Origin of the sequence: Proteus terrae subsp. cibarius, assembly GCF_011045835.1 — a bacterium.
GTDB lineage: Bacteria > Pseudomonadota > Gammaproteobacteria > Enterobacterales > Enterobacteriaceae > Proteus > Proteus cibarius.
The window spans coordinates 920,220-942,883 of the sequence record NZ_CP047349.1 but is presented as its reverse complement, the minus strand read 5'-3'; the positions used below and the strand labels follow the sequence as shown (position 1 = coordinate 942,883).

General features: G+C 38.7%; 24 protein-coding genes. 10 read left to right on the top strand and 14 right to left on the bottom strand.

Annotated elements, in window-relative coordinates:
* Positions 1-54: 54 nt before the first annotated feature.
* Positions 55-267 (top strand): CsbD family protein, encoded by a 213-nt coding sequence (locus GTH25_RS04305; protein WP_072070896.1) that lies wholly within the window; start codon positions 55-57, stop codon positions 265-267.
* 149 nt (positions 268-416) lie between these two features.
* Here the strand turns inward: GTH25_RS04305 and nqrM are convergent, their stop codons facing one another.
* The 8 genes from nqrM to GTH25_RS04265 form a co-directional block, all read right to left on the bottom strand.
* Positions 417-644: a (Na+)-NQR maturation NqrM gene (gene nqrM, locus GTH25_RS04300; protein ID WP_036932601.1), complete on the bottom strand. Its 228-nt coding sequence runs from the start codon at positions 642-644 to the stop codon at positions 417-419.
* Between the two features lie 19 nt (positions 645-663).
* Entirely contained in the window at positions 664-1,686 is a 1,023-nt protein-coding gene (locus GTH25_RS04295; RefSeq protein WP_075672387.1) for an FAD:protein FMN transferase, read from the bottom strand.
* 80 nt (positions 1,687-1,766) lie between these two features.
* Positions 1,767-2,993 (bottom strand): NADH:ubiquinone reductase (Na(+)-transporting) subunit F, encoded by a 1,227-nt coding sequence (gene nqrF / locus GTH25_RS04290; RefSeq protein WP_075672385.1) that lies wholly within the window; start codon positions 2,991-2,993, stop codon positions 1,767-1,769.
* Positions 2,994-3,009: 16 nt separating this feature from the next.
* Complete coding sequence (gene nqrE / locus GTH25_RS04285) at positions 3,010-3,606, bottom strand: NADH:ubiquinone reductase (Na(+)-transporting) subunit E (RefSeq protein WP_075672383.1); 597 nt, start codon at positions 3,604-3,606, stop codon at positions 3,010-3,012.
* Positions 3,607-3,611: 5 nt separating this feature from the next.
* Positions 3,612-4,241 (bottom strand): NADH:ubiquinone reductase (Na(+)-transporting) subunit D, encoded by a 630-nt coding sequence (locus tag GTH25_RS04280; RefSeq protein WP_036932605.1) that lies wholly within the window; start codon positions 4,239-4,241, stop codon positions 3,612-3,614.
* Positions 4,234-5,019, bottom strand: coding sequence for a Na(+)-translocating NADH-quinone reductase subunit C (locus GTH25_RS04275; RefSeq protein WP_075672381.1), 786 nt, complete (start codon positions 5,017-5,019; stop codon positions 4,234-4,236). The genes GTH25_RS04280 and GTH25_RS04275 overlap by 8 nt, the downstream gene beginning before the upstream one ends.
* Entirely contained in the window at positions 5,012-6,250 is a 1,239-nt protein-coding gene (locus GTH25_RS04270; RefSeq protein ID WP_075672379.1) for an NADH:ubiquinone reductase (Na(+)-transporting) subunit B, read from the bottom strand. The genes GTH25_RS04275 and GTH25_RS04270 overlap by 8 nt, the downstream gene beginning before the upstream one ends.
* Positions 6,251-6,253: 3 nt before the next feature.
* Positions 6,254-7,594: a Na(+)-translocating NADH-quinone reductase subunit A gene (locus tag GTH25_RS04265; protein ID WP_075672377.1), complete on the bottom strand. Its 1,341-nt coding sequence runs from the start codon at positions 7,592-7,594 to the stop codon at positions 6,254-6,256.
* A gap of 415 nt (positions 7,595-8,009) precedes the next feature.
* Here GTH25_RS04265 and GTH25_RS04260 point away from each other — a divergent pair, with 415 nt between their 5' ends.
* Positions 8,010-8,777: a L,D-transpeptidase family protein gene (locus tag GTH25_RS04260; RefSeq protein ID WP_164530350.1), complete on the top strand. Its 768-nt coding sequence runs from the start codon at positions 8,010-8,012 to the stop codon at positions 8,775-8,777.
* On the opposite strand, the gene GTH25_RS04255 is transcribed toward GTH25_RS04260, so the two are convergent.
* Positions 8,748-9,515: a class II glutamine amidotransferase gene (locus GTH25_RS04255; protein ID WP_075672373.1), complete on the bottom strand. Its 768-nt coding sequence runs from the start codon at positions 9,513-9,515 to the stop codon at positions 8,748-8,750. The genes GTH25_RS04260 and GTH25_RS04255 overlap by 30 nt on opposite strands.
* A gap of 53 nt (positions 9,516-9,568) precedes the next feature.
* A complete protein-coding gene (lpcA, locus tag GTH25_RS04250; protein ID WP_075672371.1) occupies positions 9,569-10,147 on the bottom strand; it encodes a D-sedoheptulose 7-phosphate isomerase in 579 nt (192 codons plus the stop codon).
* A gap of 238 nt (positions 10,148-10,385) precedes the next feature.
* Between lpcA and fadE the strand changes: the two genes are divergently transcribed.
* Complete coding sequence (gene fadE / locus GTH25_RS04245) at positions 10,386-12,833, top strand: acyl-CoA dehydrogenase FadE (protein WP_075672369.1); 2,448 nt, start codon at positions 10,386-10,388, stop codon at positions 12,831-12,833.
* A 110-nt stretch (positions 12,834-12,943) separates the two neighbouring features.
* Here fadE and lysA read toward each other — a convergent pair whose 3' ends face one another.
* Positions 12,944-14,185 (bottom strand): diaminopimelate decarboxylase, encoded by a 1,242-nt coding sequence (gene lysA, locus GTH25_RS04240; RefSeq protein ID WP_075672367.1) that lies wholly within the window; start codon positions 14,183-14,185, stop codon positions 12,944-12,946.
* Positions 14,186-14,297: 112 nt separating this feature from the next.
* On the opposite strand from lysA, the gene GTH25_RS04235 reads away from it, so the two are divergent.
* Positions 14,298-15,224 carry a LysR family transcriptional regulator gene (locus GTH25_RS04235; RefSeq protein ID WP_164530349.1) on the top strand — a complete coding sequence of 309 codons (927 nt, stop codon included), beginning with the start codon at positions 14,298-14,300 and terminating at the stop codon, positions 15,222-15,224.
* On the opposite strand, the gene GTH25_RS04230 is transcribed toward GTH25_RS04235, so the two are convergent.
* A complete protein-coding gene (locus GTH25_RS04230; RefSeq protein ID WP_164530348.1) occupies positions 15,201-16,121 on the bottom strand; it encodes a LysR family transcriptional regulator in 921 nt (306 codons plus the stop codon). The genes GTH25_RS04235 and GTH25_RS04230 overlap by 24 nt on opposite strands.
* Before the next feature lie 105 nt (positions 16,122-16,226).
* Here GTH25_RS04230 and GTH25_RS04225 point away from each other — a divergent pair, with 105 nt between their 5' ends.
* Complete coding sequence (locus GTH25_RS04225) at positions 16,227-17,099, top strand: MBL fold metallo-hydrolase (RefSeq protein ID WP_099659861.1); 873 nt, start codon at positions 16,227-16,229, stop codon at positions 17,097-17,099.
* Positions 17,087-17,755 carry a DsbA family protein gene (locus tag GTH25_RS04220; RefSeq protein WP_075672359.1) on the top strand — a complete coding sequence of 223 codons (669 nt, stop codon included), beginning with the start codon at positions 17,087-17,089 and terminating at the stop codon, positions 17,753-17,755. Before GTH25_RS04225 ends, GTH25_RS04220 begins: the two co-directional genes overlap by 13 nt.
* Before the next feature lie 110 nt (positions 17,756-17,865).
* Here GTH25_RS04220 and GTH25_RS04215 read toward each other — a convergent pair whose 3' ends face one another.
* Positions 17,866-18,519, bottom strand: a complete 654-nt coding sequence (locus tag GTH25_RS04215) for a prepilin peptidase (protein WP_075672357.1) — start codon at positions 18,517-18,519, stop codon at positions 17,866-17,868.
* A gap of 251 nt (positions 18,520-18,770) precedes the next feature.
* Between GTH25_RS04215 and rsmE the strand changes: the two genes are divergently transcribed.
* The 4 genes from rsmE to ruvX all read left to right on the top strand — a co-directional run bounded on the left by rsmE (position 18,771) and on the right by ruvX (position 21,594).
* Complete coding sequence (gene rsmE, locus GTH25_RS04210; RefSeq protein ID WP_109420365.1) at positions 18,771-19,502, top strand: 16S rRNA (uracil(1498)-N(3))-methyltransferase; 732 nt, start codon at positions 18,771-18,773, stop codon at positions 19,500-19,502.
* A 10-nt stretch (positions 19,503-19,512) separates the two neighbouring features.
* Positions 19,513-20,469, top strand: coding sequence for a glutathione synthase (gshB, locus tag GTH25_RS04205; RefSeq protein ID WP_075672353.1), 957 nt, complete (start codon positions 19,513-19,515; stop codon positions 20,467-20,469).
* 142 nt (positions 20,470-20,611) lie between these two features.
* A complete protein-coding gene (locus tag GTH25_RS04200; RefSeq protein ID WP_023581015.1) occupies positions 20,612-21,175 on the top strand; it encodes a YqgE/AlgH family protein in 564 nt (187 codons plus the stop codon).
* A complete protein-coding gene (gene ruvX, locus GTH25_RS04195; RefSeq protein ID WP_075672351.1) occupies positions 21,175-21,594 on the top strand; it encodes a Holliday junction resolvase RuvX in 420 nt (139 codons plus the stop codon). Before GTH25_RS04200 ends, ruvX begins: the two co-directional genes overlap by 1 nt.
* A gap of 48 nt (positions 21,595-21,642) precedes the next feature.
* Here the strand turns inward: ruvX and GTH25_RS04190 are convergent, their stop codons facing one another.
* Positions 21,643-22,647 (bottom strand): type IV pilus twitching motility protein PilT, encoded by a 1,005-nt coding sequence (locus GTH25_RS04190; protein ID WP_075672349.1) that lies wholly within the window; start codon positions 22,645-22,647, stop codon positions 21,643-21,645.
* Between the last annotated feature and the right edge of the window lie 17 nt (positions 22,648-22,664).

Below are 22,664 nucleotides of genomic sequence, written 5' to 3'. Positions count from 1 at the left end.
ATTCTCTTCTACACTTAATAATGCATCTGATAGAAATAAGTAAGGAGGAATAAAGTGTTAAACAATAAAATTTCTGGTGATTGGAATTTATTCAAAGGAAAAGTAAAAGAAAAATGGGGAAAGATCACCCATGATGAACTAGATATTATCGAAGGTACGCGAGAGCAACTAATTGGTAAGCTTCAAGAACATTATGACTATTCCTACGAAGAAGCCAAAAAAGAAGTTTTAGAGTGGGAGGGACAAAACCCTTATCCATGGAAGTGAATCTTTAACACAAAGGTTCACTTTTTATTATCCTACTTTTATTCTATTAAAAAACTTTTTTAGAATATGTATATTTTAGAGTGAAATAAAAAAGAGTGATGGTCATTAAAATCCATCACTCTTTTTTTATCTAAATATATTTTTATTATTTAAAGAATTCGATTCTTTTTCAGTAACTCTTCTCGTGCAGACTCTTTTGCCATACGTTTTTTACGTGCATCACAAGGTTCGGGGCAATCACATTCCTTCTCTATCCCCATAGCACCTAAACCGCCACAGCTACCTTGAAGGCTTTTACGTTTTACTATATATCCTAACGCCATTCCAAAGAAGGCAATCAAGAATAAGATGAAGGCAAAAAGAAATATTTTTAACATAACCTTCTCTCCTTAAATTCTACTTTTTCAAGAATGGGGCGAACGCTTTACTATAACGCTCTTCAAACCCATTTTCTGTTTTCACTATCATAAAGACAGGAATATTTAGCTCATTTGCTACTGCTAACCCTTTTTCAGGCCCTAAAACATTCAATCCTGTCGAAAGACCATCAGCACTCATGCAAGTTGGCACAATCACAGTGATAGAAACGAGGTTATGTTTAATAGGATGGCCTGTGGTTGGGTCAATAGTATGAGAAAAACGGACACCATTTTCTTCAAAATAGTTACGATAATCACCAGAAGTGGCTATTGAATTATCACCGGGTTCAATAATCAACTGTACACTCTGTTTTGTGCCGTCATTTGCCGGTTTTTCAATCGCTATACGCCAAAGCTTGTCATTACCATTCACACCTTGGGTTCTTACTTCACCGCCAATATCAACCATATAGTTAGTGATATTCTGTGAAATTAAATATTCAGCCACAGCATCAACACCATAGCCTTTAGCAATTGAAGATAAATCAACATAAAGTTCAGGGATCTTCTTAATTAACGTATTACCTTCAACAGCAAGGTAATCAATACCAATCCACTGTTTGCGTTTTGCTAATTCATCTTCAGAAGGTTGGTGCGTAAATCGGCCTTCTGGGCCAAATCCCCATAAATTAACTAACGGTCCCACAGTCACATCCAAAGCACCATCAGTTATTTTATTAATGCGAATAGCCTCACTGACGACTTTAGCTGTCGCAGGTGAAACAAGAAATGGGGTATTAATTTCACGGCTTTGATTGAAACGACTGAGTTCAGAATGAGGACGATATGTTGACATTTGATCGTTAACTTCTTCAAGAATACGATCAATCTCTGTTTGTAAGACGTTTTGTGGAGGTGAATTACTATCAGGAACATATTTAATTGAGTAATAAGTTCCCATGGTTTCGCCTTCTAACACCTGCTGCTTTTCACCACATGCAGATAATAGAACTAATGCAGACAGCATCACTATCCAATTTATCATCTTTCTTTTTAACATAACTCTCTCTTCTGATCATGAGCGCCCACATAAGTGGGCGCTTGTCATTTCATTCATTTATGCTTTATCGGAAGTTAGGATCAACCTCCAAAGTCATCCAGCATAATGTTTTCATCTTCAACGCCTAAATCTTTGAGCATTTTAATAACTGCTGCATTCATCACTGGTGGTCCACACATATAGAATTCACAATCTTCTGGTGCAGGATGATTTTTGAGGTAATTCTCAAACAACACGTTGTGAATAAATCCAGTATAGCCAGTCCAATTATCTTCAGGCAATGCATCTGAAAGTGCGACATTCCATGTGAAGTTTTCGTTTTCTTTTGCAAGCATATCGAAATCTTCAGTGTAGAACATTTCTCGAACAGAACGTGCACCATACCAGAAGCTGATTTTACGTTTAGAATGTAAGCGTTTTAATTGGTCAAAGATATGTGAACGCATTGGCGCCATACCTGCACCACCACCAATAAAGATCATTTCAGCATCGGTTTCCTTAGCAAAGAATTCACCAAATGGTCCTGAAATTGTCACTTTATCGCCCGGTTTTAATGACCAAATATACGATGACATAATTCCTGGTGGCACATCAGGATTACGTGGCGGAGGTGTTGCAATACGCACGTTTAACATGATGATGCCATGCTCTTCAGGATAGTTCGCCATTGAATAAGCACGTACAGTGGTTTCTTTAACCTCAGAAACATAACGGAACAAATTAAATTTATCCCAATCTTCACGATACTCCTCAGGTACATCAAAATCTTCATAGCGTACCGTATGAGGAGGACATTCAATTTGAATAAATCCACCAGCACGGAAAGGCACAACTTCACCTTCAGGAATTTTTAACACTAATTCTTTAATGAAAGTTGCTTTGTTATCGTTTGAGATAACTTCACATTCCCACTTTTTAACACCGAAAATTTCTTCAGGTAATTCTAATTTCAGGTTATTTTTTACGTTTACCTGACAGGCTAAACGACAACCTTCTTTAGCTTCACGCTTGTTAATATGTGAAAGTTCGGTTGGTAAAATATCACCACCACCTTCAAGCACTTTAACGCGACACTGGCCACAAGAGCCACCGCCACCGCAAGCTGATGAAATAAAAATACCTTCATTTGATAATACGTTAAGTAATTTATCACCTGCTGGTGCATCAAAACTTTTTTCTGGGTCTCCATTGACCTCAACTGAAATATCCCCTGTATTGACCAGTTTTGATTTTGCGAACAAAATCAATGCTGTTAACACCAATACAATCAGGGTAAACATCACGACACCTAGAATAATTATATCCATGAGTTCTTCTCACCCTTTATAGCTGAACACCAGAGAAGGACATGAAACCTAATGCCATCAACCCTGTGGTGACAAAAGTAACGCCTAATCCTTTCATACCTGCCGGTACATCCGCGTACTTCATTTTCTCACGGATAGAAGCCAGTAACACGATGGCTAACATCCAACCAATCCCAGAGCCGAAACCATAAACAATAGATTCACTAAAGTTATAGTCACGTTGTGCCATAAATGACACACCACCGAAAATGGCGCAGTTAACGGTAATAAGTGGCAAGAAGATCCCTAGTGCGTTATACAGCGCAGGGAAATAACGGTCTAAAATCATCTCTAGGATTTGTACCAGTGCCGCGATCACACCAATGAAAGTGATAAAGTTTAAGAAACTTAAATCAACCCCTTCTATCAATGCATTATCACGCAACACATAGTTGTAAACCAAGTTATTCAAAGGTACAGAAAGACCCAGAACAACGGTAACAGCGATACCTAATCCAAAAGCTGTTTTTACATTTTTAGAAACGGCGAGGAATGTACACATCCCTAAGAAGAATGCGAGCGCCATATTCTCAATAAAAACAGCACGAACAAACAGGCTTATATAATGTTCCATGGCGATTAGTCCTCTTCAACCTGAGCAGGTTTTAATGTACGTAATCCCCAAATTAGCAAGCCAATAATAAAGAATGCGCTTGGTGCTAACAGGAATAAACCATTTGGCTGATACCAGCCACCATTTTGGATAGATTCCATGACGGTAATACCAAATAATTTACCAGATCCGAAAAGCTCACGTAAAAATCCGACAAGGATCAAGATAACGCCATACCCTAAACCATTACCAATACCATCCATAAAGCTTTCAATAGGCGGTGATTTCATCGCATACGCTTCAGCACGTCCCATTACAATACAGTTAGTAATGATAAGACCGACGAAAACAGAAAGTTGTTTAGAGATTTCATATGCATAAGCTTGCAGTATTTGGTCAACAACGATAACTAATGAAGCAATAATCGCCATTTGAACAATAATACGAACACTACTTGGTATGTAATTGCGAATGAGTGAAATAAAAAAGTTTGAGAACGCAGTAACCAGCGTTACAGCAATTGTCATCACTAATGCAGTTTCAAGTTTTGTTGTCACCGCCAATGCAGAACACACACCTAATACCTGTAAGGCAATTGGGTTGTTATCTAACAATGGTCCAAGTAAAACTCGTTTAATTTCTTTTGTATCAGCCATTGATTTCTCCTTCACGAACTTTTTTCAGGAATGGGCCGAAACCTTTTTCACCTAACCAGAAATCGAACATATGCTGGATACCATTCGAAGTCAGTGTCGCACCTGAAAGTCCATCAATACCATAAGGGCTGCCAGATGCACCACCACGTACTATTTTTATGGCTGGCACACCTTGTTCATTGATTAAGTGCTTACCTTTCCATTGTGCTTTCCATTGTGGATTATCGACTTCACCACCAAGTCCCGGCGTTTCACCATGAGAATAATAGGTAATGCCTTTTGAAGTGACTCCATCAATATCTACGGCGACAAAAGCATACATTACAGACCATAAACCAGAGCCATAAACAGGTAATACAACTTCCGTCGTTTTACCTTGTTCATCGAGTACAAAATAAACCTCTGCTGTGTTAGCACGACGGCGAATTTTAGCAATATCTTCCTCTGGGGATAAAGCGATTGACGTCTCATCACTGCGTAGCTCTGTGTTTAAATCAAAATTGCCTTTACTATCAGTCAGTTCACCTGTCTGAAAATTAACAATTTTTGCTTTAATACGCGTGTCATACACTTTCAGTACATCTGTCGCACTCATTTTAGGTACGAGTAGCCCCGCAACATCAAGAATATTACGTTGTTTATCAAGAAGTTTTTGTTCTTCTTGTTTAGACTTCAGTCCAACAGCTGCTCCTGCTACTACCACAGAACACACAAGACATAGAATAAATACAACAAGGAACGTTCTTGCGACGCTATCTTTGTTTTTCTCTTTAGCCACGAGCTTTTCTCCGCTTAATATTCGCCTGAACAACCACGTAATCGAACAGTGGTGCAAATAGGTTTGCGAATAAGATTGCCAGCATCATACCTTCTGGGTAAGCCGGATTGACGACACGAATAAGCACAGCCATTACGCCAATCAAAATACCGTAAGCCCATTTACCTTTATCAGTAAACGATGCGGATACTGGATCTGTTGCCATAAACATCATACCGAAAGCAAAACCACCTAATACTAAGTGCCAGTGCCAAGGCATTGAGAAGAGAGGATTGGTATCTGAGCCGATGAAATTAAACAGGTATGACATTGCAATCATGCCTACCATTACCCCAGCAACAATACGCCATGAAGCAATACGAGCAAAAAGAATGACTGCACCACCGATTAAAATCATCAGTGTTGATACTTCACCGATCGACCCTGGAATATATCCAAGGAAAGCATCCATCCAAGAGATAGGCTGTTGAGTAACTGTATTTACTAATGCACTTTCACCCGATACAGACCATTGTGATAATGGTGTCGCACCAGAGAAGCCGTCAGCTGCAGTCCAAACCAAATCACCTGAAATTTGAGCAGGATAAGCAAAGAACAGAAATGCACGACCAGCTAATGCTGGGTTTAAGAAGTTACGCCCTGTCCCACCAAAGATTTCTTTCGCGATAACAACACCAAACGTAATACCTAATGCAGCCTGCCAAAGTGGTAATGTAGGCGGTACTATTAAGGCAAATAAGATTGATGTAACAAAGAAGCCTTCGTTAATTTCATGGCCACGAATAAAGGCAAAAAGAACTTCCCAAAATCCGCCAACCGCAAAAACAACTAGATAAATAGGTAGGAAGTAAGTTGCACCAAGTAGCATCTTACTTGCCCAACCCGCATCTGTTGTTAATGATGCGCCGAGGTATTCAGCAAGGCGATAGTGCCAATCTGAAGCAATGATTTGCTGTAATTCAGCACCACTATATAACTGATTAAGTGCAGGGATCGCTTGATGACCAACGTTATACATTCCCCAAAACATTGCTGGGAAAACGGATAACCAAACTAAAATCATCATGCGTTTTAGGTCAATGGTGTCACGAACATGACCACCATTACGTGTAACAGTACCTGGCGTATAAAATACCGTGGTCACTGCCTCATAAAGTACGTACCATTTTGCTAATTTGCCACCGGGCTCAAAATGGTGCTCTACTTTTTCAAATAAATTTTTCAAACCCATGAGTTACCCTTCCTGCTCAATTTTGGTCAATACTTGGCGCAGTGCTGGGCCATACTCATATTTGCTTGGGCAAACATAAGTACATAATCCCAAATCTTCTTCATCCAATTCCAAACAACCTAACGCTTGAGAACTGTCAGTATCACCTACAACTAAATCACGTAATAAATGCGTTGCCATAATGTCTAAAGGCATCACACGCTCATAGTTACCAATTGGTACCATTGAACGTTCGCCACCATTCATTGTGGTTGTAAATGCAAAGCGTTTATTTTTTAAGAAGTGACCGATGGTTGTACGAGTGATAGAAAATTTATCGCTACCCGGCATACCCCAACCAAATAACTCTTTATCACGGCCTTCGCGTAATACAGAAACTTGGTTATGGAAACGACCTAAATAGTGATGAGCCTCATCAGATTTCCATCCCCATAATACAGAGCCAGAAATAATGCGGTTTTCACCATCAACTAATTGATCTTTAGTCAACTCATAGAGATCAGCCCCTAAACGAGTACGCACTAAACGAGGTGCTTTTACTTGGGGGCCTGCTAATGCAACAACACGCTCTGTATATAAAGAACCTGTTGTAAACAAATAACCAATAGCAATGACATCTTGATAATTTAAATGCCAAACCATTTTCTTAGCACTAACAGGTTCTAAGAAATGGATATGCGTACCCACTAATCCTGCTGGATGTGGACCTGCAAATTGGTTATAGCTAATCTGTCCGTCATTTAATTTTGTCGGTGATTTTTCACCATGACAAACATAGACTTTGCCTTCGGTTAAACGAGTTAAAATAACAAGACCATCATTAAATGCCTTCTCATTTTGCTCAATAATAACCATAGGATCTGCTGCAAGTGGATTTGTATCCATTGCAGAGACAAAAATGGCAACAGGTGTTGTGCCTAAATGTGGAGTACGGCTATAAGGACGAGTCCTTAGCGCAGTCCACATTCCCGAATTAACAAGGTTAGTTTCAACTTGTTCGCGGGTCAGGTCTGAGAGCGTTGAGCTATCATAACGGTTAAAGGTAATTTCTTCGTCACCATCAATTTCGATAACGATAGATTGGAACACACGACGTTCGCCGCGGTTAATTGCAACGACTTTACCACAAGCTGGGCTGGTGAAAACAACACCGGCATTCTTTTTATCTTCAAAAAGAATTTGCCCTTTCTTTACATGCTCACCTTCCGAAACCATCATAGAAGGACGCATACCGACATATTCTTCACCTAGCAAAGCTATGCGTCGAATAGCGGGTCCGTCTTCTATCACTTGGGCAGGCGCTCCTGCAATTGGGAGGTCGAGTCCTTTTTTAATTTTAATCATAAGATTTGCACAAGTTTATCAGTTAAACCCTAAGCTACAAATTCACCCCGAAAATGTAGCGACTCTGTAATAAAAACATCTTAAGGTGTTTTTGAACCCTAAGTTATTTATCTCCGATAATTGTTACTATTTTCTCTTATTCTGCCGAACTGAATTTTATCATCTCAGCCTAAACCTGTCTGACTATTCGAGTGATTTAGCTCAAGCAAATGGGAATATTATTTTGACTGAAACGTTAACAACTCGTATAAACCGAATTAAAATATCATTTTTTTCGACGGGCGATTAAATTTCATACAGAATATTTTGTAAAAGAAAAGAAACTATATCAGATTTTAATTTACAAATTTATTGCTTCATAGCAATCTACGATCTACTTTATCAACAAATTTTAAGCTAATTTCCTGATAAAACCATGACCAGTCACGCAAAACAACTAATCAGTTTTTTAACATTAATGTTAATTTCTTTATTAGTTAACTCCGAGAATAGTTCAAATTTTCTAATGAAACCTGTTAAAAAAAGTACAGGGCAACCTATCTATATTCAAATTTTCAAAGAAGAAAGCTTACTTGAACTTTATACGGAAAAATTAGATGGGCAATTAGAAAAAGTACGTACTTACCCTATTTGTAGCTATTCTGGAGGTCTTGGACCTAAAAAATTTCAAGGTGATTTAAAAAGCCCTGAAGGTTTTTATCAGGTCAATTTCTCGCAATTAAATCCGAACAGTCGATTTTACCGAGCTATTAACCTAGGATTTCCTAATCAATATGATAAATCAAAAGGATACACAGGTGACTTTTTAATGATCCACGGGGCATGTAAATCAGTTGGTTGTTATGCAATGACAGATTCCGTCATGGATGAAATTTATCAGTATGCTGAATTAGCACTAAAAGGAGGTCAATCTACGATTAATATTCATATTTTTCCATTTAAGATGACCGCTGAAAATATGAAAAAACACCAGTATTCAAAAGATATAGATTTCTGGCAACAGCTTATGCCTGCCTACCAATATGTTGAAGAACGCAAAAAAATCCCATCTGTTACTGTTCAGGATGGACGTTATTACGTTAATAGCACTTTAACTTCATCTAATAGTGTAAATTCTGTCCTTAACTTATCGCAAAATAGTGAAAGCAAATGGTTACAGAATACGCACACCACGATCAAATAAGACAAACTCGCCAGCAGGAATACGCTGCCAAGATTCATTTCCTGTCAATGGTAATGTTGAAATAACAGAAACCACATCATCTGATTGGGTATGTTGCTGAAAATCAATTTCTACATCTTGATCAAGCAATTTTGCTTTGCCGAAAGGCGCCTTACGCGTGATCCAGTGTAAGTTAGTTGAACAATATGCCATGACAAATCGACCATCTGACAACAGCATATTAAAGACCCCTTTTTGCTTTAATTGAGAGGCTAAAATAGCGATAAAACGAAATACAGCAGGCCAATTCACAGGGGTTCGTTTATAACGGTTTTCAAGTTGATTTAAGATCCAGCAAAACGCTTTCTCACTATCCGTCTGCCCTATCGCCCGAAAACGTCCTGTTTCAAGAGATTGATAGCCTTTTAGTTGACCATTATGCGCATAAGTCCAGTTTTTTCCCCATAACTCACGGGTAAAAGGATGGGTGTTTTCTAAAGAGACATTACCTCGATTCGCTTGACGAATATGAGCAATTACAGCCTCTGATTTAATTGGGTACTCTTGAACAAAGCGAGCGACTGGCGATATTGCGCTGGCTTGAGGATCTTTAAATGTACGACATCCCAATCCTTCGTAGAAAGTAATTCCCCAACCATCTTTATGAGGCCCTGTCTTACCACCTCTTGGAATTAGTCCACTTAGACTGAAATTAATATCTGTCGGTACATTTGCACTCATGCCTAACAACTCACACATCGCTCACTCCTTCTTGCCGATGTTTATTGCTAACTTATAGCAATATCAACAAATTATTTTTCCATTTCTTTTTCAATTAATTGGATCAGAATATGGATAACTTTGATATGAATTTCTTGAATACGATCAGCGTAACCGAAATGAGGTACACGAATTTCAATATCTGCTGTACCATCCATTTTTCCGCCATCTTTGCCCGTTAATGTAATGACTTTCATGCCTTTCTCACGCGCAGCACTAATTGCTTTGATGATATTGCCTGAATTGCCTGAGGTTGAAATACCCAGCAGAACGTCACCTTCTTTACCCACAGCTTCTACATAACGAGAGAAGATATATTCATAGCCAAAATCATTACTCACACATGAGATATGGCTTACATCTGAAATAGCAATGGCAGGATAACCAGGGCGATTCTCACGATAGCGCCCAGTGAGTTCTTCTGCAAAATGCATTGCATCACAATGAGAGCCACCATTACCGCAAGATAATACTTTACCGCCTGCTTTAAAAGAATCTGCTAATAACACAGCAGCTTTTTGGATAGCTTCAATATTTACATCATCTTGAAGAAAGCGAGAGAGTGTATCTGCCGCTTCTGTTAATTCACCACGGATAAGATCTTGGTACATAGGATTTTTACTCCAGAAAGGGTAATCGAAATTTTCTGTTTCTCAGTGTAACGGATTAAATGTCATGAAAGAAGATACCTATTATCGACAAATGCTAACTTCTCTCATTTACGAATAATTTGTGAGCTATATTGTAATTAGAATGTAAATATATTGATAAAAGTTAGTGACTGGATTAGATCTAAATAACAAACAACAGGTCTGACCTCTGATCTCTTGCTAAATACAGGAGTTTATTATGACACTACTCAGTATCGTGCTTTTTATTATTCTTATTGGCGTGCTTAGCTATCGCAAATTCGGTATTGCGGTAAGTAGCCTCGCACTTATTGCTTATACATTAGTAATGGGTATCGCCAATATTTGGAGTTACTGGTTACTTCTCCCCGTTGCGTTGGTTTTATTACCCGTTACTATTCCTTCTATTCGTAGAGCCTATATCTCAGTACCTGCACTTAAAGCATTTCAAAAAGTCATGCCCTCTATGTCTAAAACAGAACAAGAAGCCATTGATGCAGGTACAACATGGTGGGAAGGCGAGCTTTTCCGTGGTGCTCCTGATTGGAAACAACTTCATAATTACCCTAAACCACAGTTAACAGCTGAGGAGCAAGCTTTCCTTGATGGGCCTGTCGAAGAAGTTTGCCGTATGACAAATGACTTTGAGGTCACTCATGAATTAGCTGATCTACCTCCTGAAATCTGGCAATACCTTAAAGATAATCGCTTCTTTGCGATGATCATTAAAAAAGAGTACGGCGGGTTAGAGTTTTCAGCCTACGCTCAATCACGCGTATTGCAAAAACTGTCGGGAGTGTCTGGTATTTTAGCCATCACCGTGGGTGTACCTAACTCTTTAGGCCCCGGCGAACTACTGCAACACTATGGTACTGATGAACAGAAAAAGCGCTATTTACCCGGTTTAGCCAAAGGAGATGAAATTCCTTGTTTCGCATTAACAAGCCCAGAAGCGGGCTCCGATGCAGGTGCTATTCCTGACAGTGGCGTAGTCTGTATGGGTGAATGGCAAGGCGAGCAAGTACTTGGTCTTCGTTTAACATGGAATAAACGCTATATCACTCTTGCCCCTATCGCAACCGTATTAGGATTAGCATTTAAATTACGCGATCCTGACCATCTATTAAGTGATGACGAAAATCCGGGTATTACCTGTGCGTTAATTCCAACTGATGTCAAAGGTGTTGAAATCGGTCATCGTCATTTCCCACTGAACGTGCCATTTATGAATGGACCGACTCGTGGTAAAGATGTTTTTGTTCCTATCGATTACATCATTGGCGGACCAAAAATGGCAGGTCAGGGTTGGAGAATGCTGGTGGAATGTCTCTCAGTTGGTCGAGGGATCACTCTACCTTCAAACTCTACCGGCGGTTTAAAAAGTGTGGCTATGGCAACAGGCGCTTATTCTCGTGTCCGTCGTCAGTTCAAAATTCCAATTGGTAAAATGGAAGGTATTGAAGAGCCATTAGCTCGTCTGGCTGGTAACGCCTATCTTTTAGATTCTGCGGCAACCTTAATTACTACGGGTATTATGCTAGGTGAAAAACCTGCCGTATTATCCGCTATCGTAAAATACCATTGTACTCACCGAGCACAGCGTGGCGTTATTGATGCAATGGATATCGTTGGTGGTAAAGGGATCAGCCTTGGGCCATCGAACTTTGTCGCACGTTCTTATCAAGGCTCTCCAATTGCCATCACGGTTGAAGGTGCCAATATTTTAACTCGTAGCATGATCATTTATGGTCAGGGTGCTATCCGCTGCCATCCTTATGTATTAGATGAAATTGCAGCCGCTCGAGATAACAACCTACATGATTTTGACCGTGCTTTATTTGGTCATATTGGTCACGTAGCGAGTAATACCTTACGCAGTCTGTGGTTAGGTATCACAAATGGTCGATTAAGTAATTCGCCAACTAATGATGAAACACGTCGTTATTATCAACAAATTAACCGTTTGAGTGCCAATATGGCGCTGTTGTCTGATGTTTCAATGGGAGTTTTAGGCGGAAGCTTAAAACGTCGTGAGCGTATTTCAGCACGTTTAGGTGATATATTAAGTCATATCTTCCTAGCTTCTGCTGCACTTAAGCGTTATGAAGATGAAGGCCGTCATACTGCAGATTTACCTCTCGTACATTGGAGCGTAAAAGAGTGTTTATACCAAGCAGAAAATGCAATTGATGAACTGCTACGCAATTTCCCAAGCCGTGTTGTTGCAGGCACTATGCGAGCAATTATTTTCCCACTGGGTAAAGCTCAAAAATTACCATCAGATAAATTAGATAGCAAAGTGGCGCAACTTATCCAACAACCTTCTGAAACCCGTGATCGCATTGGTAGAGGTCAATACTTAACACCGAGCGAGCATAATCCACATGGTTTAATGGAAGAAGCGTTGCTTGATATTTTGGCTGCAGAACCTATTTTCGACCGTATTTGTCGCCTCTATGAGAAGAAATTTAACTTTACACAATTAGATAAATTAGCGGACAAAGCACTGGCTGATAAACGAGTAACTCAAGAAGAAGCCGATATCTTACGTAAAGCAGAACAGAGTCGCTTACGGAGTATCAATGTTGATGAGTTTGACTTTGATGCATTGGCGGTGCCTGCAAAAAAGCCGAAAGCTGACAAAGTCAAAACAGACAAAGCAGCCTAACAATCGAGATCAAGGGAAATATTTCCCTTGATAAAACAAAAACACCTCATCACTTTTAGTGATGAGGTGTTTTTTTATTAAGAGCCAATTATTAAGCTCCCAAAAATTAATTAGAGAGCTAACTCCAATGCCAATAACTCTTCTATTGTTTGGCGACGACGAATTAATTGAGGAACACCCTCTGTTATCAACACTTCAGGAATAAGTGGTCGGCTATTATAATTTGATGACATTGACGCACCATATGCCCCTGTATCATGGATCACTAAATAATCGCCTACCTGTGCTTGAGGCAATAAACGAGGAACAACTGTGCCTCCCTCTTGCTGAGTAAAAACATCACCCGATTCACACAGCGGGCCTGCCACGATCGTCTCTTGTAATTCTGTCATTGGTTTTATTTGACCATCACTATCTAAAACTGAAATATGATGATAACTGCCATACATTGCAGGACGCATTAAATCACTAAATCCAGCATCCACCAGCACATAGTGACGACTTCCCATTGATTTAACAGCTCTCACTTGTGAAATCAATACACCGGATTCAGCCACTAAAAAGCGTCCCGGTTCAATCTCTAACTCAACAGAATGCCCTAAGTGTTGTGCAATACGCTGACGTGCTTTATCCCATAAAGAAAAATAGTGATCCAAATCGACGGTTGCATCCCCTTCTTGATAAGGCGTTGATAATCCGCCTCCTGCCGAAATAGCTTGAATATCAACTTGAGAGGTAAGCACTTGCTCTACCATTGCATCGCAGACACAAGCAAGATGTTGATAGTCAACACCTGAGCCAATATGCATATGAAAACCAACTAGAGTTAGATTGTATTGCTGGATCACGGCTAACGCTTCTGGCACATCTTCGTACCAAATACCATGCTTACTGTTTTCACCACCTGTATTGGTTTTTTGGCTATGTCCATGACCAAATCCGGGGTTAACTCTTATCCAAACAGCATGACCTTGATTGCGCTCACCCAATTGACGAAGCATATCAATAGAGCCTGCATTAACAGGTATATCTAATTCAACAACACGTTCAATAGTTCTTTCATCAAGTAAATCAGCCGTAAAGACAATCTCACTTTTTTCTCTACCACCTTGATAACCAGCAACTAAAGCGCGCTCAATTTCCCCCAACGAAACAGAGTCAACTTTAACACCCTGTGCTTTCATTAAACGTAAAATATGAATATTGGAGCACGCTTTTTGAGCAAATCGAACGACATCAAAAGATTTAAGCTGGGCAATACGCTGAGAAATAGTATCGCCTTGATAAATCCATAATGGCGTTCCATAGGTTTGTGCTAATTGGTATTGAGCCATAGTTATTGATGTTGTCATGTTATCTACTCATAAAAATCACAGGTGAATAGAATCATTATTTATGAACTTAAAAGGGAATAAAAATATCAAATAAGCTACACTCTATTCATCTGTGATATAGGAATATAAGATGAAAACTCCTTTTAATTGGCGACATATTGAAATTTTTCATGCGGTGATGACGACACAAAATCTTACTGAAGCCGCAGAGCTACTGAAAACGTCACAACCCACAGTCAGTAGAGAATTATCTCGTCTTGAGCATCTATTAGCATTTAAATTATTTGATAGAATAAAAGGCCGTTTACAGCCCACAACCGAAGGGTTGCGCTTTTTTGAGGAAGTACAACGTTCTTATTATGGTTTAGATAGAATAATTAACGCTGCTGAAAATATTCGCCATTTTAACCAAGCAGAATTGAACATCACCTGCTTGCCCGCATTTGCTCAGTCATTATTACCTTCAATTTGCCGACAATTTCTAGATAAATATCCTGATGTCAATTTAACCATTGTTCCTCAAGAATCCCCTTTATTAGAAGAGTGGTTATCCGCGCAACATTACGATTTAGGATTGGTAGAACACACACAAACACCAGCAGGAACTCAACAAGAAACCGTGCTTACACTCAATGAAGTCGCAGTTTTACCCAAGTCACATCCATTGTGTAAAAAAACATTATTACATCCTATGGATTTTCAAAATGAACGTTTTATTAGCCTGTCAGCCAATGATAGCTACCGGCAATTAATTGATACTGTATTTATTAAAAATGGAACTGCACGACAATTAGTGATGGAAACGCAAAGTGCCGCCTCTATTTGTGCAATGGTGAGTGAGAATATCGGCATTTCAATTGTTAACCCTATTACCGCACTTGATTACTTAGATAAGTCTATTTGCCTTCGTCCTTTAAGCTTTACTATCCCTTTTACTATCAGCTTAATTACTCCATCACATCGCCCTTCATCACAACTTGTTGCCTATTTTATTGGTGTGATGAAAGAGACATTATCAGATTACCCTAAACGGCTAACCCAAGCTTTTACCCGATAAAGCAAGCCAATAAGGTGATGATGAAAACCACTCCACTAAGAAATCCAGCAATACTCTAACGGCAGCAGGCATATTTTGTCGGCTCGCTAGAACCGCATAAATTCCCATCGGCTGAGCTTGATAGTCAGACAAAATTTGTTCTAACTCACCACTTTCGATATAAGGTTTGGCTGAATAATAAGGTTGTAGCGATATACCAGCTCCTTTTAACGTAGCTTGTAATAAAACAACCGATTCATTTGCGCTTAAATTCCCCCCAACAGGTACTGAATAACGTTCATCACCTAAATTAAACTCCCACAAACTACGACCAAAAAACCGGTAAGTTAAACATTGATGCTGAGTAAGTTCATCTGGGTTTTGAGGTATACCTTTTTTTGCTAAGTAATCTTTATGGGCACACACCACAGAAAGACATGTCGCAAGCGAGCGTGCGATTAAGTTAGGCTCGAGGTGATTCGTAATACGCAATGCAATATCAATACGTTCTTCCACCAAATTCACGGTTTGATTAGTGATTTGTAAATCAACCGCAATTAAAGGATAACGCAGCATAAACTCACATATTGCCATTGACAAAATACTATTTGCTAATGATTGTGAACTGGTAATACGAACAAGCCCACTGATTTGATGACGTTCTTTCGGAACATTAGCTGGTATACGTTCAGCCATTTCTAATAACTGTAAACTCTGTTCGTATACCATTTCACCTACTGATGTTAGGCTTTGTTTGCGTGTCGTTCTATGCAATAAACGCACTCCTGCCCACTCTTCCATCTCATTTAAATAGCGCGTCACCATGGCTCTAGACATACCTAGATAATCAGCAGCTTTTATCATACTTCCCTGCTTCACAATGGTTATAAACACTTCTGATGCTTTTATTTTATCCATTTTATTTACTCGATTTACGCAACAATTAATTGCCTAAAATAGGGTTTTTCTCTTGTTTTATGCAACATATTATAGTCAGCAACAACATTATGGAGAAAACAAAAGATGAAAAAATTACTTCCTTTAACACTTGCAACTACCGCATTCTTTGCAACATCAGCGTTAGCAACTGATTTAACATTAGATATTTATAACCCAGGAGAGGCGAGTGTTTTCCCTGTTTCTTCCGAAATTATTTATGGCGATAAAGATGCCGTTTTAATTGATGCACAATTTCAAAAAAATGATGCACAAGCGCTAGTTGATAAAATAAAAGCCTCTGGAAAAAACCTGACTTATATCTATATCAGCCATTCTGATCCTGACTTTTATTTTGGGTTAGATGTCATTACTGATGCATTTCCAAATGCTAAAGTGATTGCAACAGCACCCACAATTAAAGCCATTAATGAAACTCAAGCAGGAAAGCTTGCCTACTGGGGGCCTGTACTTAAAGAGAATGCCCCTCAGAAAATCATCATTCCTGAAGTACTAAAAGGTGATAGCTTTTCTCTAGAAGGTGAAACCATTTCAGTCAAAGGCTTAGATGGGCAATCTCCAGAGAGAACATATCTTTATGTTCCAAAACTTAATGCAGTAATGGGTGGTGTTTTGGTCTCTGAAAATATTCATGTTTGGTTGGCCGACACTCAAACCGTAGAAGAGCGCCAACATTGGGTTAGTGCATTACAGCAAATAAAATCACTATCCCCAAAAACCGTTATTCCTGGTCACTATTTACCAAAAGCAACGTACGATCTACAAGCCGTTGACTTCACAATGAATTACCTAATTGAAGCTGAGAAAAATCTTGAAAAAACGAAAAATTCAGATGAATTTATTGCAGCAATGGAAAAAAATCATCAGAATTTAGCAGATAAATCAAGCCTAGAACTTAGTGCAAAAGTACTAAAAGGAGAGATGCAGTGGCCTCAGTAGTAAGCAATACAGGTAATACCCAAAGTACTAAAATATTGCACTATGTTTATGATCCTCTTTGTGGTTGGTGCTACGGCATTGCGCCCTTGATTGAAGAAGTAAGCAATACGTTTCCAAATTCCATTAAGTTACATGGTGGTGGATTGTTTACACCAGCAAGAGCCGTCACAGGTGGTCAATCATGGAAAGAGCATGTTACACCCATTGATGAACGTATTAGTCAATTATCGGGCCAAGTTTTTAGTCATGCATATCATGATGCTCTTGGTAACACTGAAATGGTATTAAACTCATTGCTACCTATTTCAGCCGTTCTTGTTGCTGAAGTAATGGGAAAGCGAGATGCTTATTTACTAAAAGCATTACAAGAGGCCTATTACCTTGATGGCTTAAATATCAGTGATAAAGACACTCTGCTATTTATTGTGAAAAAACTTGGTTTTGATGTTGAGCAGTTTGCATCTTTACTGGCTGAAATTAACGAAACACAAATTCAGCAACATTTAAGCCAGACGCAACAATTAATGTCTCAAATTAATGGTCGCGGTTTTCCTACTTTATTTATTGAAGATAACCAAGGTTACCACCTGATACCAGTTGAAAAATATTTAGGTGATACAAAACGTTGGCAGCAATTTATAAAAGAAAATCTATAATCTTCTTTTCAGTGTGCTGATTAATTTCCGCACACTGCCTTCTTTATTTCGATTATTATTATTTTCTTTTTATACATATCTAAAAAATGATTTAGTTTCTTTAAAATCAATTAATTGAAATAATTGTAAGATGAAAAATTGAAACCTAATACCATTAATGTTGAAAATGAAAGGCAAGAGCCAAATGCTACTTTTTTGATATGATCTTTTGTTGTGATTAATACTGCACAATACACACTTAATCCTAGAAAAGAACCAAGCAAAAGAATATACGGCAATTTCTCAAACCCACACCATGCCCCAATAGCACCAAATAATTTTACATCACCAAAACCTAAAACACATTTTTTACAGATAAAATATCCCCATAAATAGATGCCATAAAAAAGCCCAACACCACCTAAAAAGCCATAAAAAGCATGATTGAAAGGTACTAATCCATATACTGAGTAATTACATAATAACCCTAAAAATATTAGCCAATAAGTCAACGTATTAGGCAGAAGAAAATAATCAGCATCAAAGAAAGAGAGCATCAACAAATAAAAACTTAATACCGAAAGTATTATCAATAAAGAAAATGAATTAATTGAAAAAAGCCAATATAAACAAACGATAATGTAACTCAGTGTAAGTTGTTTACATCGAGTTTTAGATAACAAAAATAATAATGAAAAAGGCAGACAAAACTTAATAAAAACAAGAAAATCATTCAAAAAAGAAAACAAAGGTGTTTTTATAAAACAACAGCGGCTTAATGGCATAAATATCTACTCCCTAGATACATCGTTATCCTTACTAAACGACTGTATAAGAGGATCCATTTGATACCGAGAAGTTTCTTTATAATGACAATGAAAACATGAAATTTTGCGACAAAACACGCAATAAGATCCACGCTATAATAGCGACAAAAGTAAAGTGATAACTTGCATGCCATAATGTCATGCGTATGATGCATATCACATATTTTATTTATCACAGTTAACTATCTTTTACGTAAGGGTTTCACGTTATGCGTATTCCTCGCATTTATCATTCAGAACCACTATCAGCAGGCACAAAAACTGCTTTAGATGAAGAAGCATCTAATCATGTTGGACGTGTATTAAGAATGTCTACTGGGCAAAAATTGGCACTGTTTGATGGTTCAAATCAGGTATTTGATGCTGAAATCATAGAAAGCACAAAAAAGTCAGTCACTGTGCAAATAAATGAAGGCATTGTTGATGATAAAGAATCCCCTCTCGATCTCCATTTAGGGCAAGTCCTTTCAAGAGGAGAAAAAATGGAGTTTACTATTCAAAAATCAGTTGAGTTAGGGGTTAATACGATCACTCCACTGATCTCAGAACGCTGTGGTGTTAAACTTGACCCTAGTCGTTTAGAGAAAAAACATCAGCAATGGCAAAAAATTATTATCTCGGCATGTGAGCAATGTGGCAGAAATAGCATTCCACAATTAATGCCAGTAATGTCATTAGAAGAATGGTGTGCTCAAGATGATGGTAGTTTAAAACTCAATTTACATCCTAGGGCTAACCAAAGTATTAATACCTTACCCTTACCTGTTAAAAAAGTGCGCTTATTGATTGGCCCTGAAGGTGGACTTTCTCCTGAAGAAATCGCCATGACAGCAGAGCACCATTTTACTGATATTTTATTAGGTCCTCGTGTATTAAGAACTGAAACAACAGCGCTCACCGCAATCACCGCTTTGCAGGTTCGGTTCGGCGATCTGGGATAAAGGAGAAGTAATGATTAAATTAGGTATTGTGATGGACCCTATTTCATCCATCAAAATCAAAAAAGACACCAGCTTTGCCATGTTATTAGAAGCACAACGTCGTGGCTGGGAAATTCATTATATGGAGATGAACGACCTTTACCTACATCAAGGTGAAGCACGCGCTCACACTCGTTTACTCAGCGTAGAAGAAAACCCAGAAAAATGGTTTGAGTTTGGCAAAGAGCAGGATATTGCTTTAGGTGAACTCGATACCATCTTAATGCGTAAAGATCCGCCTTTTGATACCGAATTTATCTACGCAACCTATATTTTAGAACGCGCTGAAGATATGGGAACACTGATAGTTAATAAGCCACAAAGTTTACGTGACTGTAATGAAAAACTCTTTACTGCCTGGTTTCCAACATTAACACCAGACACCTTAGTGACTCGTGAAGCTAAACATTTACGAGCTTTTCATGAAAAACACGGTGATGTCATTTTCAAGCCACTAGATGGTATGGGTGGCGCATCAATCTTCCGCTTGAAAAAAGACGATCCAAACGTAGGTGTTATTATTGAAACATTGACAGAACATGGTCATCGTTTCTGTATGGCACAAAACTTCCTACCAGAAATTGTTGATGGTGATAAGCGTATTCTGGTTGTCGATGGCGAACCGGTGCCTTATTGCTTAGCGCGTATTCCAGCAAAAGGTGAAACACGAGGCAACTTAGCTGCTGGTGGCCGTGGCGAAGCTCGTCCATTAACAGAAAGTGATTGGGCTATTGCGCGTCAAGTTGCACCTATCCTTAAACAAAAAGGCCTTATTTTTGTTGGATTAGATGTTATTGGCGATCGCTTGACTGAAATTAATGTCACAAGTCCAACATGTGCGCGTGAAATAGAAGCAGCTTATCCTGATGTTTCTATTACAGGTATGTTAATGGATGCAATTGAAGTACGCTTAAACAAGAAAAACTAACTTTTAGACACTGAGATTAACGGGTTTAAAAGTATGAACCTAGCCCCCACATATTAATCAATAAGCGGTATACATTAAGAAATACAATGTATAAAAGGGCTAGGTTTTTTAATAAAAATGATCAGGGAACAGTACGACTATTATGAATTTACTTAACCATTTTCTTATTGCTATGCCTTCATTAAGCGATCCGTTATTTGAACGCTCGGTCGTCTATGTTTGCGAACATAATGAAAACGGTGCGATGGGTTTAATTATTAATAAACCTATCGAAGATATCTCTGTGGAAGGTGTATTAGATCAACTGGAAATTTTTTCGACTGATAGAGATGAAGCGATTAGCTTACAAAAACCCGTGATGTCAGGAGGCCCTGTTGCAGAAGAGCATGGTTTTATCTTGCACACTCCGGTTTCAGGTTTTAGTTCTAGTATCAAAATTAGTGATAGCACGATGATCACAACTTCCAAAGATGTGTTAGAAACCTTAGGTACAGCAAGACAACCAGAAAAAACATTAGTCTCTTTAGGTTATTCTAGTTGGGAACAAGGCCAATTAGAGAAAGAAATTTTAGAAAATAGCTGGCTAACAGTTGAAGCTTCACCTCAAATTATTTTTGATACCCCTATTGCTGAACGTTGGCATAAAGCCGCTGAATTAATTGGGATTAATATCCACACCATTTCACCGATAGCGGGTCACGCATAATGTCAAACAGAACGGTAATGGGTTTTGATTTCGGCACAAAAAGCATTGGTGCAGCTATCGGTCAAGAAGTTACAGGAACAGCAAGACCTTTAGCTTCATTTAAAGCAAAAGATGGTATTCCTGATTGGACTCAAATCGAAAAAATCATAAAAGAGTGGCAGCCTGATCTCGTGGTTGTCGGTTTACCTCTTAATATGGATGGCACCGAACAGTTAGTCACAACTCAAGCTAAAAAATTTGCTAATCGCCTTCATGGTCGATTTGGTGTACAAATTGCGTTGCATGATGAACGCCTTAGCACCGTAGAAGCTCGCGCTCATCTTTTTGAACGTGGTGGTTATCGTTCCTTAGATAAAGGCAGTGTAGATGCAGCGTCTGCCGTTATTATTCTTGAAAGCTGGTTTGAACAACAATTCTAAAAAATAGGTTCCAACTAGTAATAATTACCTATTCTTACTTATAGGTTATCACTCAGCTTGAATTAAACCTTCATGTTGGCGTTGTTGCCGACTTAACATGAAGGTTTGCATACCGTATTCACTACCTGTTTGCATTAATGTTGTCACTTGGTGGTATTTTCCTTCTCGAATAAGATGTGAAATACCCTGTGTGACCTGCATTATTTCAAATAACGCCACTCGTCCACCTTCAGTTGAAGAGACTAACTCTTGTGAAATTATCGCCCTTAAACTGCACGCTAGCTGTGATGAAATCCATTGTCGCTCATTGCCTGTAAATACATTAGTCACGCGCTCAAGCGTTTGTACCGCCCCTTGAGTATGCAATGTTGCCAGCACCAAATGTCCCGTTTCTGCTGCAGTTAATGCCAACTGAATACTTTGTGCATCTCTTAATTCACCTAACATAATGACATCTGGATCTTGGCGTAGAGCACTCTTTATCGCATTTGCAGTATGCTGAACATCTCGCCCTATTTCCCTTTGCTGCACAATACTTTGCTTATTGCTATGTATAAACTCAATGGGATCTTCTAATGTCAAAATATGCTGACGTTGATATTGGTTTAAATGATTGATCATTGCCGCTAATGTCGATGATTTCCCACTACCTGTTGCTCCCGTCACTAAAATAAGCCCATGAGAATAGTTGTCTAAAAGTGTTGAAACCGACTTAGGTACTCGAAGTTTATCTAAAGAAGGAATTTGTGTTTCAATTATTCTTAATACAGCTGAAACCCCCTTTTGTTGGCGAAATAAATTGACACGAAGTCGTTGCCCACATGATAGCGTGAGTGCTGTATCAACCTGCCCCTCATTCTCAAAAGTTTGCTTTTGGGTGTTGCTCAAAAAAGGCAAAAACCACGCTAATAGACTATCAGAAGTGATAGGTTTACATTGATTTTGTTGATAAAGTATTCCATTGATCCGCAATCGTGGTACATCACCACAACAAAGGTGCAGATCCGAGGCGTTATGCTTTACACTATATGCAATTAAATTTTCCATTTTCATCTTATTATCTCCTGAGT